Below are 12,665 nucleotides of genomic sequence, written 5' to 3'. Positions count from 1 at the left end.
TCTTCCGCCGAAGTAGGATCTTCTGGCCATCGAAAAAAGTAGTCTTTCCCAGATGGTCGTATGATGTGGCCAAGAAGCGTAAACCACGGTCAATACCTACAATTTTGGGACTACCTTCTCTGTCAAAATCAGCTACATTCTTAGTGATGCCAATATGTAGGAACCATTTTCCTTGGTTGTGGACCAGCTTGCCAGTTCCTAGCTTCCAGTCGCCCTGAAAGTAGTCTTCAAAACCTTTATTGGTAAAAGCTAGCTTCGTTCGCTTCCCAAGGGTGGTGATGGATATCTGGGTCATACCATTGATGAAGGAATAATTACTCTGACGAACCAAATCGGCTTGAGGCCGGCAAAAATCAATCGGTTTTTCCAGCCACGTCAAGTCTCGCGGAATTTGAATCCACTTGTTGTCGGCTGCCTTGTAGCGATAAGAATGTTGTTTCATTTGTTCCTGGACCGTCTTGTAACGGGCGACAACCGTGCGAAAGACCGATTGTACCATCTGACTATTGAGCGATGATTCTTGTCTAAACTTTTTATACAGATGATTATTTATTTTCAACCAACTCAGTGGAAAGTCGTGGTCAAAGACCCACTGGCTGACAATGTTCGCTAATCGCTGATATTCTTGGGTCATAGCTAGAAATTCACCGGCTTGAATCGTGTCTAGATAGAGTCGCAACTTAATCGTACGTCCTAGTTTAACCATCGGCAACCTCCCCTGTAGGTTGGATTTAGTATACCATATCTGGTAGTCCAACAGGGGAACGTATGTTTAAGAACGGCTTAAATTCTGGCATTCATCTCGCGATTGAAATCGCGGGTTTTCTGCCTAGTTTTTAATAAATTTTCGACGTTTTGTAAACACTTACATTATACCGGCTTTACGGTCATTTTAAAAGTGCTAATACGAAGCTACTCCTCCCTTTTTGTAATTTACTCATTATAACTGTTGTCACAACGATACTGGACCTAAAATTAGGCAATGTTGTCCAACCATTGCCTTACCGGCCGGTAGCTATGGGCTGGATCGGTGCGAACACAACTTGCAGCCTCGAAAGAACCAAGTCTCCAAGCTTGGTTTTCTACTAAGCCAGTGGAACATTCTGTAAAAGATTATTTTGAGCCATTCACAAGCACGTACAGGTCTAAGGTCGATATGCTTGACGACACTTTTATTCTAAACGCCTTCCCCTATCATCCTCCAAGTTTTCTGTCACCGCGTCCGTAAGTAACCGTCCACTAGCAGCCACCGCATTTTGTTTGCAATTTAGTAATAAATCGTTAAAAATGGAGGGTAAATGAAGCGACACCGAGTCGCGAGGGAGGAATTTATTTTGATTAAGGAATTTAAAGAGTTTATTGCCCGCGGCAATGTGATGGACCTGGCCGTTGGGGTTATTGTGGGGGCTGCCTTCACGGCGATCGTCAACTCGCTGGTGGAGAATCTGATCAACCCCCTCTTGGGAATCTTCATTGGCAGCATTGATTTTTCAGACTTAGTCTTAACGGTCGGCAAGGCCCACTTCCGCTACGGGGCGTTTATCAACTCCATCATTAATTTCTTAATTATTGCGTTCGTGGTCTTCCTGCTAATCAAGCTGCTGAATAAGCTGTTGCCAAAACCCGCGGAGGAACCGGCCAATCCGGAACCAACTGGTGAGGAGAAGTATCTGAAAGAAATCGTCGAATTGCTGAAAAAGGACGAAAAATAGTGAGCTAAGCTTATCGTTATGTGGGTCGTCTCCTGTGACGGCCTTTTTATTTTTTCTGTACGAAATCAAGCCAACACACAACGTGAACACTCTAAAACTTAATCGAAAGCTTAGATTTTGCTTGAAATCCCCTAACCCACCCCATAGAATGAGAAAGGAAGCCCTAACCGCTTCCATCCCGACAACGGCTAAAGCCGCTATGTTGGAAATTTCAATCTACATAAAGGAGTGGCTCATCATTTTTCTCACACTTATTTGGCTAGCCGCTTGTGCCGGCGGTGGCTACTGGGCATTTACGCACCATCGCAAATGGCTGGTTGCCCTTAGCGCCGTGCTCTTTATCTTTGGCGGACTGGTTGCGTTGGGTGCCAGCCAGCCCACGGTGCAAACGAAGACCGTCAAAGTCGGCACGCAACGGCTAACCGCTGCGCAGCGCGAATCCCGCCAGCTGGCGGTCTCCTCCAGTCGTCAGGCTGCAGCCTTTGCCGTGGTCGACAGCCAAGCAGCCGATTCTGAATCAGCTAGTAAATCACGCGCAGACAGCACCAGTGAAGCGGTGGCCAGTTCCAAGGCAAGCGCCCGCTCCATATCCAAGGCTGAATCGAAGGCCGCCACGCAAGCCGCAACTGCTGCCAGTAGTCAAGCGACCCAGACGAGCCGTGCAAGCCACAAGCAAGGCAATCTCGACACACACAAGGCCAAGAAGATTGTCGGTAACCGCAATTCCAAAATTTACCATACGCCCGATCAAGCTGGCTACCACATGAACAGTAGCAATGCCGTGTACTTCAACACTGAGGCTCAGGCTAGAGCGGCGGGCTATAGAAAGGCGCTGCGCTAATGAAAAAAATAATCACACTTACCGCCAGTCTGCTGGCTATGCTTGGCACCGGTCTCAGCGGTTGCGGGCAGCAGAAGTCAACCGCCAAGTCGGCCAGTTCCAGCACGAAAGTTGTGTACGATCACGGTCCCCAGAAGAAAGCCAGTAGCTTAGAAAAAGCCAATGCAGCTGAAAAGGCGCGATTGGATAAACGCCAGTCTAAGCTAAATAGTCAACAAGCTAGTCTCAAAGCAGCTAGCAAGGCTACTGGCCACAGATCAACAACTACTGCGTCACAAGCCAAAACCAAGTCGTCTGGCGTCAACCTCGGTAACTTGACCTACAACGGCCAACAGGAAATCACCGTCAATCAGAACAAGCCTGGTTTTAGTCGGACAGAACTATCCACCAAGAATGGGGCTTGGGCCACCTATCACAATCTGGACGGCTTGAACCGGGTAACGGGTGCCCAGGCCCTCCTGAATCAATCCTTGATGCCTAGCGCCAAGCGAGAGGCGCTGACGGTTGATCCAACGGGCTGGCATAACAAACGCACCAGTCACGGGTGGCTCTATAATCGCAGTCACTTAATTGGCTACCAATTTACGGGGCAAAACAATAATCCTAAGAACCTGATGACTGGGACACGTACGCTGAATAGTCCCTGCATGCTCCACAACGAAATGGACGTGGCGACCTACCTCAAGGAAAGTAAAAGTCATTACGTTCGCTACGCCGTAACACCGGTCTTTAAGGACAATGAACTGGTTGCACGGGGCGTTCAAATGCGGGCCCAGTCCATCGGCTCCAATGCGGTTCATTTCAATGTTTACATTTTCAATATCGAATCCGGTCACCATATTGATTACGCCACTGGATATAGTCGTGTAAGTTAATTGGTTCGCCAACCGGTACGATTAATTTGCAAGTTTGCTTACCATTCCCGGAGATAATGCTATACTATTCGAGGGATACGGTTTCGTAATCGTTATGGTTTATTTTGTTAGATCAATATTACATAAATTATGAAACGACAAGAGGATGAGCATATGAGAAATGAGAAGACTGAAATCACCAAAACTGATTGGCAACGTGCCCAAACGGCCGTTTTCAATGAATACGATCGTTTCGTTAAGCAGCTACACGTTGAAGGCGTTGACTATACCATTCTACTGGCACGGCGAATCGTCATCTATCAGGATTTAATCGAAGAGTGGAAACATAAACTACCGACGCTGATCACGGATTTAGAAGACAATTCACAAGCCCTCACCGTTTTCAATGATCTCGCCGAGGATGGGCAGAGTCATCTACTCTCCCGCTGTGCGAAGAAGATGGAAGCTTGGCCGGACTACATCCCCTCTCAACTGACGATTTGGTTGGAGTTGGCGGAGGATGCTGATCGGGAATAGGTCAGCAAAAAGCGCGTAAGACCATTGGCCCTGCGCGCTTTCTTAATTGGTCACGATGGACGCCTCATCAGGCGTCCAGGTAATGAGATCCAGGTGCACCAATCGAGATAAGTAAAAGGATAACTCAGTGGCGGTAATGCCCAATTTCTCGCGAATAGCCTTGACCGTTACGGGTTGTTCTGGTGCGACGGCAATATCTAACAGTGTTTCAATCAACGCAATTTCAGTTGCGTCTAGGTGATCAACGACCTGATTCAGCCGCCGACTAAAACCATGAACGCCATTCTTGAATTCAAATTCCATCAGCTTCATCTCCCCAAATAGTGAATTCCCTCAAAGTGGCTTGGCCTTAGCTTATCACGGTGATCCGCAATTGCCGTTGTGCACAGCTGACTATGATAACATGATTGCCCAACTAACCGATAGTATAAAGGAGACGACGGATCATGGATACACTCATTAAAACAATTTTAGACAAGGTTGCGAAGCTCCCCGCAAAACGCAACCTGATGTACGATGTCGAGGGCTTCACTGAAGAAGAAGTGGCGACTATTCAGGAAAAGCTGGCCACACATGAAGACCTCCACGTGGAATTGACTGGGACGAAACGGCATCCAGTGTTGGAGATTCATCCGCAGGCTTAGGCGTTTACTATATTTAACAATTTAGTTCTAGGCAACAGCCCCTAAAGCGGTTACACTGAGGGTAACCACGAAGGAGGCTTTCACATGCATCATAAAACAAACAAATGTCTGAATATTATTTCAATTATCGTGCACCTTGTGACAATCTGCTTACTGTTGCAGACACTCCATCTTGAACGTGAAGAAGAACGAGAAGATTAATCATAATAGAAGGGACCCCACTCACCATGAGTGGGGTCCCTCTTTGGTTACACCCGACTGCCATAATCGAGTAACTCAAGTTTGCTAAATTTTTTCAAACGCTGTTCGACTTCTTCAGCTGACAATTGAATCCCGCAATTGGGAATCACGCAGTCGTTGGTCCAAGACCACTGGGTAATCTGATCGAGCAACTGAATATCCTCATCGTCTAAGTCGTTAATCACCACTGTCAGACGATCGATAAAGGCCGTGGTCCCCCCGTGAAACTGAAATGCTAACCCCTTTGTCATTGGATACTCCCCCTTGATGGTAGCGTGTAAATCTAACCTGATTGTAGGTTACCATTATTATTGGGAAAGCGGCTATAAATTGACTTATCTGGACAGGCCAGTTTATGAACGAAGTAAAACCATTTTGTATTTTATTCAGTCGAAGCGTTAAATAACCGCACGGTAGTCAGTAGCAACCCAAATATTCAGAGTATTTAACGCGAAGTGCAAGTCGTGTACTGTTCACTGAATTGAATAAAATTGTATGCAAAAAGCCCGCATTTGCGGTAGCTTCTAAGATAACTAAACCAGAAAGAAGAACCGTAAATGTAAGCCCTCCTTACAATTAAATCACTAAAACCAACGTCGTTTTCTGAACGATAGCCCTAGTTCACAAATAGCCTGCAGAGATGTTTTCCTATCAGCTGTGCGGGCTAGGCTATAGTTCTAATTTCGTTCTTAGCGCTTCAGTTAATACCTGGGAGACATTAATCTTTCGCTCTTTAGCAATCACGTTTAGATACTCAGGAATGGTAACGTTCTTGCGAACAGTTCGTGAATACTTGATACGAAATTCTGCCAAGTCAACGGAAATATAAACCAAAGATTCTCCGTCTTCTAACTTAATGTCTTCTGGATTTGATGGCTTAGAATATTCTGATTGGTCTTCTAACAAGTTGCCAATCAGGTTCTCAGCCATGGTCACGGCGTCCAAGGTATCATTTCCTTGTGTAACCCCACCTTGTAGATCAGGGACTCGAACAAAAATATAGTCCCCATCCTTGCTAAAAATGGCAGGGTAAATTACCATATCCTTCTTCATAGAGTCGATCTCCTTCATGTTTTCTATATCAGCTTTTTATGTTCTCACATTCTGGACAGACAAACCCGAGAGAGTGTAACAAAACGATCAGTCATTTTGGCCGCAAAAAAGAAACACTATGGCTTCTCTATATTTGCTTCGCTCAAAATCGTGCTCTAACCCTTTCCCCAGCTCCTTAGCATGAATCGGTACCATAACAGTAATGTTGCTTTGAGTATTATAGAGTTTTAGAGGTTTCCACCTTCTTTCGTCATTAATTTTGGGCACTTAGACCAATGGAGAACATCAACAACAAAATCAAAGCAATCAAGCGAGTCGCATACTGTTTTGGCTGTTTCACCAGCTTTAGATTAAGGATCCATCTAGCATTTGGACTCAAAAAAATTGTCTAATCTCAAAGGATTAGACAATTTTATAAACGGAATTACCAACAACAGTTGCCATATCTTACTTCGTTTCATCCTCATCAGTCTTCAAAACGGCCATGAACGCTTCTTGCGGAATATCAACCTTCCCCACAGCCTTCATGCGTTTCTTCCCAACTTTTTGCTTTTCCAACAGCTTCATCCGCCGGGTACGGTCACCACCATAGAGCTTGGCGGTCACATCCTTCCGGTAAGCCTTGATCGTCGTTCTCGCGATAATCTTAGCGCCGATGGCAGCCTGCACTGGAATTTCAAAGTTTTGGCGAGGAATGATATTCTTCAACCGCGACGCAATCTCACGACCCCGTTGGGCAGCGAACGTCCGGTGGGCAATAAAGCTCAGCGCATCGACCTTGTCAGCGTTCAACAAGATATCGATCTTGACCAGGTCGGCCTCTTGGTAACCGCTCCGTTCGTAATCCAGCGATGCGTATCCGCGAGTGCTGGACTTCAATTTATCAAAGAAATCGAAGATAATTTCCGACAGCGGCATGTTATAGATAATATTCACACGATAATCATCCAAATATTCCATCGTCAGGAACTGGCCCCGTCGGTGTTGGCACAAGTCCATGACCGCTCCCACGTATTCGTTAGGCGCCATGATGGTGGCCTTCACGATTGGTTCCTCAATTCGCTTGATAGCTGAGGCTTCCGGCATCTCCGCTGGGTTCTCGACTGTCTTCATGGTCCCATCCGTCAAGTACGCGTGGTACGTCACAGATGGTGCCGTCGTAATCAGGTCCAGGTTGAATTCACGTTCCAACCGTTCCTGGATAACATCCATGTGGAGCATTCCCAGGAACCCACACCGGAACCCAAAGCCCAGCGCCTGTGAGGCTTCTGGCTCGAATTCCAATGCCGCATCGTTCAGCTTCAACTTTTCCAAAGCTTCCCGTAAATCATTCAACTTGGCATTGTCAGTCGGGTACAATCCGGCGTAGACCATCGGGTTCATTTCCCGGTAGCCTGGCAGTGCCTTTTCTGCAGGATTTGCGGCATTCGTCACCGTATCACCCACCCGCGTATCAGCAATGTCCTTGATGCTGGCGGTAATGTATCCCACATCGCCGGCAATCAGACAGTCACGTGAAATTGGCTTCGGCGAGTTGACCCCGACCTCGGTCACTTCGTATTCACTGCCACTGTTCATCAGTAAGATCTTGTCGCCGGGTTGAACGGTCCCTTCGAACACCCGCACACTCATAACCACCCCACGGTAGTCATCGTAAACGGAATCAAAGACCAAGGCCTTCAATGGCGCATCCAAATCACCGGTTGGTGCCGGCACCTTGTGAACGATCTGTTCCAATAATTCTGGAATACCGACTCCTTGCTTGGCACTCGCCAACACGGCATCGGAGGCGTCCAAACCAATGACGTCTTCGATTTCCTTCTTGACCTTCTCTGGGTCCGCCGCTGGCAAGTCAATCTTATTCACAACCGGCACGATCTCCAAGTCGTCATCCAACGCCAAATACACGTTAGCCAACGTCTGGGCTTCGACCCCTTGTGCTGCGTCAACGACCAGAACAGCTCCTTCACAGGCCGCCAGACTCCGTGACACCTCATAGGAGAAGTCCACGTGCCCCGGTGTATCAATCAAATGAAACTCATAGTCGTGGCCGTCCTTGGCGTGATACGTCAATTCAACCGCGTTCAACTTAATCGTAATTCCGCGTTCCCGTTCAAGATCCATACTATCCAACACTTGATCTTGCATGTCACGCTTGGAGATGGTATCCGTTAACTCCAAGATTCGGTCCGCAATCGTGGATTTCCCGTGGTCGATGTGCGCCACGATGGAAAAATTGCGAATATATTTTTGATGGTTTTTTAATTTCTCAAGATCCATGTTGATTTCCTACTTTCTTAAACACCATGTCCAGATAATTATACCAACCATCCGTGGTAATCACAAACTAAAAGGCAGGCCGGTCCTAATTCCCACCCAGTCGCGGCGCATTTTGTCTAAGCAAAGGCCACAAAAGGCCCGGGCATCAGCCCGGACCTCTCAGATTACTTGTTATTTTCGTATTGACTCAGCTGAGATGGTTCCAACTGCTGCCATTGCTTCTCATAGAATTTGTCACTGGTGTGATAACGCGGTTGGGCCTGCTTCTTGGTTAAGAATGGGTCCACTCGCTTATCAATAGCCAACCAGCCACGCCAGCCCGGATGAATCGTGTCGGTCATAAAGTACGGCACGTTCCCCTTATCCGATAAATCAACAATGTTGGTGAAGCCTTGCGACTGCAATTGATAATGAATCTTTTGGTCGAATTGCTTCAGCATCGTTGCGGATAAGCCGGTGTATTTCTGCCAGCGTTGATTGATTGGTGGAATGATGAACAGGACGTCGGTATGCAGCCGAGCAAATTGATCCAGACACAGCTGGAAGTCACTATATTCTGGCGATTGGAGGTAAGACAGGTTCTTTTGGAAACCCTTCAAGCTCCCTGTCTTAATTTCCTGTTTCAAGCCATGATTGTAGAACTGATCACTGATTTGGAACGGATTATTGCCCGTTGCTTGCTTCCCTAACTGACCGCCGAGTCGATCCAGCGCCGAATAGGAGTAATGAGTGGGTAACTTCTTGGCTTGCCGGTTGACACGACTCAAGTTCTGCGATGGTAAATTAATGCCGGAGAAGAACTGGTCTTCTTGGGTCAACATGTTCTTTCTGGTTTGCAGATAGAACCGTTGATCATCCGTCAATGATTTACCGGCCGCCACCCGTTGTAGTGCGGCATAGATGAAATGGTCGGACTTTGCGGCAGGCATCTGCAGGAGGCGCTTAGCTGCGTACTGATCAATTGCATCGTGCCGGTAGTGGGTCAACCACTCCGCCGTCTGTAATTGTGAGTAGTAGAAGCCAAAGGCATCTTTACGTGTCCCGCCCTTTACGAACCACTGTGGTGAAACGAAGAAGACTGCCTTCTTGTTCCGCAATTCACCTTGGATGTTTTGCATCACGAAGAACTGCGTTAACGACTGAGTTCCCCGCGCACCTAACAGAAATGGCCGATAGTCACGGTGATACTTCTGTGCCAGAACTGAGGGATGCATCGGATCGATCCGTGACCACTCCGATGACCCAAAGAATGGCACGTAACCGTCACTTAAGGCTGCTTCCTTGATATGCTTACCACGTAAAACGTTGGGTGACAGCGACACCGCTGCCTGCCGCTCCCGAGTGGCACTGATGTGCTTAAACCCGAAGGTGACCGGCGAAGCGAGTACCGCAAAAACTAGAATAGCTGCGAGAATTAACGGACCAAAGATCCGTAGTAATCGCTTTGCCATTGGCTAAGCCAGGCTTTCCACTTTCGCAATGATTTTGTTGGGCGTGTCCCACTCTGACCGCTCAAATTCGGAAACAGGCACGTTAACACCCAGTTCACTTTGTAGTGATAATAATAATTGGACGGAAGCCATGGAGTCCATGATGCCGCTGTCGAACAGGTTGTCATCCATTGCGCCACTAACATCGCTACCCGTTAAATCGTTTAAAATGTCTAATACAGTTGCTTTGATATCCATTTTTATTTCCCCCTCGATGAAATACATCCTCTACTGCTTACTTCAAAAACCAAACTTTATCCAGAATCCCTGAGAAGATCAAGAAACTAAAGCAAACCAGGTTGGCCGTTAAGAAGATGGCGAAGATCTGCGTAAACTTGTTATGCGGAATACTCTGCCGGTGTCTCTTCTTGTAACGTAACCAGATATCATTGACCATCAGTGCAACCCCGTGAAACAGACCGTACGTGATGTAATACCAGGTCACCCCATGCCAGAATCCCATGATCAGCATGTTGATGATATACGTGACGTTGGCAGTTGTCGTCGGCTTCTTAAAGATCTTATGCTTCATGAACCAGAAGACCAGTCGCATGTAGATAAAATCTCGGAACCAGAACGATAACGTAATATGCCAACGATTCCAGAAATCCTTAATGTTCGGTGACCGCCAGGGTTGATTGAAGTTCATAGGCGTGGCGATTCCCATGATATAGGACGTCCCCACGGCGAACAAACTGTACCCAGCAAAGTCAAAGAACAAGTCTGCACTATAACAGTACATGTAGCCCACAAGTGGCCACGAGATATCCAGGAACCCACCGCGTGAGTGCATCGCCATCAGTTGCAGCTTCGGCATCAAGATCGTCCCAAAATAGTAAGCCAGGATAAACTTGTACATAAAACCGACAAACAGATAGCGAATCCCCTTTTGCAGCATACCCAGATACTTGTCGCGATCCGGAACCGACCGATAATCGGCTTCAAATCGTCGATACCGATCGATTGGACCAGAAGAGATGGTTGGGAAGAACAACATGAATTGTAAGAATGTCATGATGTTATAGTTTTTCAACGTGCCATCCCGTGTTTCCATCATCGTCTGCACGGCTCTAAAGGTCAGGTAACTGACCCCCAGAAACCCAATCAGTGAGGCCTGACCATTCTCGACAGCCGGAGTCACCTTGACGATGGTTAAGGGTGCAATGGCAAGAATCACCAACAGGTAAAACAACGGCCCCGAATTATGGTTTCTCCGATAAACGGCATACCCCCAGGTCAAGACCACCTCATACAAAATGTAGATTATCAAGGCCACCCCTTGAGTCCATTTAGAACCCCCAAAGGTTAAGACCAGGAAGAAGATAGACACTAACGTTTCATAGAGGCGCGACCGTTTGCCGTACAGAAGACCAATCATCAGTGGCAGTAACGCCACCCCCAACAAGGCGAAGTACGTTGGGTTGCCATACGGTTCAAAAGTCAACATTATTGATTGACCTCAGCAATAATAGATTTAATATCAACCTTGCCGTTGGGGGTCATCGGTAGGCTATCCTTGTACACAAAGCGCTGCGGAATCATATATTCCATCATATCGCCACCTTGCAAATTATCCTTGATCGCCTTGGTCAGGTCTAACTCGCTGGCAAAATTATGACCACTTGGGACCACCCAAGCAATCAGCTGGCTGACCTTGTGATTCCGGTCATATCGCGGCACAGCAACGCCAACCTGAATGTGGTCTTCCTGTGACAAGTAGTGATTGACCTCCTCCAATTCGATTCGGTAACCGTGGAGCTTGATCTGAAAGTCGGTTCGTCCGCGGTACATGATCAGATCATCCGCCGTAACAACACCTAAGTCGCCGGACCGATAAACGGTCTTACCGTCCATGGTCACAAAAGCCTTAGCCGTCTTTTCCGGATTGTTCAGGTAACCCTTCGACATCGAAGGACCACTGATCAAAATCTCGCCTTCAGTCCCCACCGGTACCGGACGCAATTGGTCATCGACCACCGTGATCTCAGTATCGCCCTTGGCATACCCAATAGGTAACCGTGGATGATCAGCTAAGATCTCCGCCGTGATTTCAACTTGAGTCACTGCCACCGTGGTTTCCGTTGGCCCGTACGTGTTAAAGATTCGGGCATCTGGGAAGCGTTGGTGTAAGTTCTGCGCCGTAGCATGGGTCAATTCTTCTCCACAGAAGAGGAAGCGACTCAGTCGTGGATAATGTGCGGCATCAAAAGTGGGCTCTAACAAGCAAATATCCATAAAGGACGGCGTAGAAACCCAGACATCTAGGTCCATTTGTGGTAATGTCTCAAACAGTTCTTTGAAGTTATCCGTCACCGTCTTGGGCAAGGCAACAAGTGTGCCCCCGCTGGCCAATGTTGGTCCCCAATCCATGACAGACAGGTCAAACGAATAGGGTGCCTGGGACAACGTCCGTGGTGCGGTTGGCAACACGAAGTCGGCACTCAACATCCAATTGACATAACTCAATAAATTTTTGTGTGAAATCTGCACACCCTTGGGCTTACCCGTTGTTCCGGACGTAAAGATAATATAGTAATTCTCATCGCCACTCACGCCATGGTCGACCTGGTAGTCCACAACTGGACTGCTGAAGATGGTCTGCAGGTTATCCGGTGTAATCACCGGCGTCTCACCCAAAGTCGTGGGTAACGCGCTCACGGCAATCGCTGCAGCGGGTTGTGCAATCTCGTTAATGGTCGTAATCCGCTCGAGTGGCGAATGCGTATCGATTGGCGCATAGGCGTGCCCACTCTTGACGATTCCTAAGAAGGTCACCATCATGTCAAACGTTTGGCCCCCATAGACTAGGATGGGTGCGTGCGCTGGTAGCTGCATGGCGTCTAAATGAGCGGCCAAAGCATCCGAACGCTGTTTCAACTCACCGTACGTGTTTGTGTGTCCCAGATCATCGTAAGCGATGCGATCCGGATCACTGGTGGCAAACTGATCAATCGCTGTGATCATGTTTTCTATCATTCTATATCCCCCCCGAAGAAATCATGGTTAATGGTTAG

The 12,665-nt window shown here is 47.6% G+C and carries 15 protein-coding genes; 6 read left to right on the top strand and 9 right to left on the bottom strand.

Annotated features, from left to right (window positions below; translation table 11 throughout):
- On the bottom strand, nt 1-706 hold a 706-nt coding region (locus ACKTSF_RS02200), incomplete at its 3' end, for a nuclease/transposase family protein (RefSeq protein ID WP_491062235.1).
- Nucleotides 707-1,334: 628 nt separating this feature from the next.
- Between ACKTSF_RS02200 and mscL the strand changes: the two genes are divergently transcribed.
- The 4 genes from mscL to ACKTSF_RS02180 all read left to right on the top strand — a co-directional run bounded on the left by mscL (nt 1,335) and on the right by ACKTSF_RS02180 (nt 3,944).
- The gene (mscL, locus tag ACKTSF_RS02195) at nt 1,335-1,712 is read left to right on the top strand and encodes a large-conductance mechanosensitive channel protein MscL (RefSeq protein WP_407886215.1); all 378 of its coding nucleotides are present in this window, start codon (nt 1,335-1,337) and stop codon (nt 1,710-1,712) included.
- Nucleotides 1,713-1,860: 148 nt separating this feature from the next.
- Complete coding sequence (locus ACKTSF_RS02190) at nt 1,861-2,553, top strand: sunset domain-containing protein (RefSeq protein WP_407886214.1); 693 nt, start codon at nt 1,861-1,863, stop codon at nt 2,551-2,553.
- Nucleotides 2,553-3,428 carry a DNA/RNA non-specific endonuclease gene (locus tag ACKTSF_RS02185; protein ID WP_407886212.1) on the top strand — a complete coding sequence of 292 codons (876 nt, stop codon included), beginning with the start codon at nt 2,553-2,555 and terminating at the stop codon, nt 3,426-3,428. The genes ACKTSF_RS02190 and ACKTSF_RS02185 overlap by 1 nt, the downstream gene beginning before the upstream one ends.
- A gap of 153 nt (nt 3,429-3,581) precedes the next feature.
- Complete coding sequence (locus ACKTSF_RS02180; RefSeq protein WP_407886210.1) at nt 3,582-3,944, top strand: hypothetical protein; 363 nt, start codon at nt 3,582-3,584, stop codon at nt 3,942-3,944.
- Between the two features lie 42 nt (nt 3,945-3,986).
- Here the strand turns inward: ACKTSF_RS02180 and ACKTSF_RS02175 are convergent, their stop codons facing one another.
- Complete coding sequence (locus ACKTSF_RS02175) at nt 3,987-4,247, bottom strand: hypothetical protein (RefSeq protein ID WP_407886208.1); 261 nt, start codon at nt 4,245-4,247, stop codon at nt 3,987-3,989.
- A 143-nt stretch (nt 4,248-4,390) separates the two neighbouring features.
- On the opposite strand from ACKTSF_RS02175, the gene ACKTSF_RS02170 reads away from it, so the two are divergent.
- Nucleotides 4,391-4,588: a hypothetical protein gene (locus tag ACKTSF_RS02170; RefSeq protein ID WP_407886206.1), complete on the top strand. Its 198-nt coding sequence runs from the start codon at nt 4,391-4,393 to the stop codon at nt 4,586-4,588.
- Between the two features lie 248 nt (nt 4,589-4,836).
- On the opposite strand, the gene ACKTSF_RS02165 is transcribed toward ACKTSF_RS02170, so the two are convergent.
- Both ACKTSF_RS02165 and ACKTSF_RS02160 read right to left on the bottom strand, forming a co-directional pair.
- The gene (locus tag ACKTSF_RS02165; RefSeq protein ID WP_407886204.1) at nt 4,837-5,079 is read right to left on the bottom strand and encodes a hypothetical protein; all 243 of its coding nucleotides are present in this window, start codon (nt 5,077-5,079) and stop codon (nt 4,837-4,839) included.
- A gap of 418 nt (nt 5,080-5,497) precedes the next feature.
- On the bottom strand, nt 5,498-5,881 hold the full coding sequence (locus ACKTSF_RS02160) for an antitoxin HicB (protein ID WP_407886202.1): 384 nt from the start codon (nt 5,879-5,881) through the stop codon (nt 5,498-5,500).
- A gap of 275 nt (nt 5,882-6,156) precedes the next feature.
- Here ACKTSF_RS02160 and ACKTSF_RS02155 point away from each other — a divergent pair, with 275 nt between their 5' ends.
- A complete protein-coding gene (locus ACKTSF_RS02155; RefSeq protein ID WP_407886200.1) occupies nt 6,157-6,273 on the top strand; it encodes a transposase in 117 nt (38 codons plus the stop codon).
- Nucleotides 6,274-6,328: 55 nt separating this feature from the next.
- Here ACKTSF_RS02155 and lepA read toward each other — a convergent pair whose 3' ends face one another.
- The 5 genes from lepA to dltA all read right to left on the bottom strand — a co-directional run bounded on the left by lepA (nt 6,329) and on the right by dltA (nt 12,627).
- The gene (gene lepA, locus ACKTSF_RS02150) at nt 6,329-8,161 is read right to left on the bottom strand and encodes a translation elongation factor 4 (protein WP_407886198.1); all 1,833 of its coding nucleotides are present in this window, start codon (nt 8,159-8,161) and stop codon (nt 6,329-6,331) included.
- Between the two features lie 164 nt (nt 8,162-8,325).
- Nucleotides 8,326-9,612 (bottom strand): D-alanyl-lipoteichoic acid biosynthesis protein DltD, encoded by a 1,287-nt coding sequence (gene dltD, locus ACKTSF_RS02145; protein ID WP_407886196.1) that lies wholly within the window; start codon nt 9,610-9,612, stop codon nt 8,326-8,328.
- Between the two features lie 3 nt (nt 9,613-9,615).
- The gene (gene dltC, locus ACKTSF_RS02140; protein WP_168849036.1) at nt 9,616-9,849 is read right to left on the bottom strand and encodes a D-alanine--poly(phosphoribitol) ligase subunit DltC; all 234 of its coding nucleotides are present in this window, start codon (nt 9,847-9,849) and stop codon (nt 9,616-9,618) included.
- A gap of 37 nt (nt 9,850-9,886) precedes the next feature.
- Nucleotides 9,887-11,098 (bottom strand): D-alanyl-lipoteichoic acid biosynthesis protein DltB, encoded by a 1,212-nt coding sequence (gene dltB / locus ACKTSF_RS02135; protein ID WP_407886194.1) that lies wholly within the window; start codon nt 11,096-11,098, stop codon nt 9,887-9,889.
- The gene (dltA, locus tag ACKTSF_RS02130) at nt 11,098-12,627 is read right to left on the bottom strand and encodes a D-alanine--poly(phosphoribitol) ligase subunit DltA (protein WP_407886193.1); all 1,530 of its coding nucleotides are present in this window, start codon (nt 12,625-12,627) and stop codon (nt 11,098-11,100) included. The genes dltB and dltA overlap by 1 nt, the downstream gene beginning before the upstream one ends.
- Nucleotides 12,628-12,665: the final 38 nt, after the last annotated feature.

The sequence above is a fragment of the Levilactobacillus muriae genome (genome assembly GCF_045862015.1).
GTDB lineage: Bacteria > Bacillota > Bacilli > Lactobacillales > Lactobacillaceae > Levilactobacillus > Levilactobacillus muriae.
Note: the sequence above shows the minus strand (reverse complement) of the source record. Positions and strands in the feature narration are given on the sequence as shown.

What these genes read in the sequence shown, in the direction of transcription:
- ACKTSF_RS02190 (WP_407886214.1), top strand. Translation starts at nt 1,861, where the DNA reads ATGAGAAAGGAAGCCCTAACCGCTTCCATCCCGACAACGGCTAAAGCC.
- ACKTSF_RS02180 (WP_407886210.1), top strand. Translation starts at nt 3,582, where the DNA reads ATGAGAAATGAGAAGACTGAAATCACCAAAACTGATTGGCAACGTGCC.
- dltC (WP_168849036.1), bottom strand. Translation starts at nt 9,849, where the DNA reads ATGGATATCAAAGCAACTGTATTAGACATTTTAAACGATTTAACGGGT.
- lepA (WP_407886198.1), bottom strand. Translation starts at nt 8,161, where the DNA reads ATGGATCTTGAGAAATTAAAAAACCATCAAAAATATATTCGCAATTTT.
- ACKTSF_RS02170 (WP_407886206.1), top strand. Translation starts at nt 4,391, where the DNA reads ATGGATACACTCATTAAAACAATTTTAGACAAGGTTGCGAAGCTCCCC.
- dltB (WP_407886194.1), bottom strand. Translation starts at nt 11,098, where the DNA reads ATGTTGACTTTTGAACCGTATGGCAACCCAACGTACTTCGCCTTGTTG.
- ACKTSF_RS02160 (WP_407886202.1), bottom strand. Translation starts at nt 5,881, where the DNA reads ATGAAGAAGGATATGGTAATTTACCCTGCCATTTTTAGCAAGGATGGG.
- ACKTSF_RS02185 (WP_407886212.1), top strand. Translation starts at nt 2,553, where the DNA reads ATGAAAAAAATAATCACACTTACCGCCAGTCTGCTGGCTATGCTTGGC.
- ACKTSF_RS02155 (WP_407886200.1), top strand. Translation starts at nt 6,157, where the DNA reads ATGGAGAACATCAACAACAAAATCAAAGCAATCAAGCGAGTCGCATAC.
- ACKTSF_RS02165 (WP_407886204.1), bottom strand. Translation starts at nt 5,079, where the DNA reads ATGACAAAGGGGTTAGCATTTCAGTTTCACGGGGGGACCACGGCCTTT.
- dltA (WP_407886193.1), bottom strand. Translation starts at nt 12,627, where the DNA reads ATGATAGAAAACATGATCACAGCGATTGATCAGTTTGCCACCAGTGAT.
- ACKTSF_RS02175 (WP_407886208.1), bottom strand. Translation starts at nt 4,247, where the DNA reads ATGGAATTTGAATTCAAGAATGGCGTTCATGGTTTTAGTCGGCGGCTG.
- dltD (WP_407886196.1), bottom strand. Translation starts at nt 9,612, where the DNA reads ATGGCAAAGCGATTACTACGGATCTTTGGTCCGTTAATTCTCGCAGCT.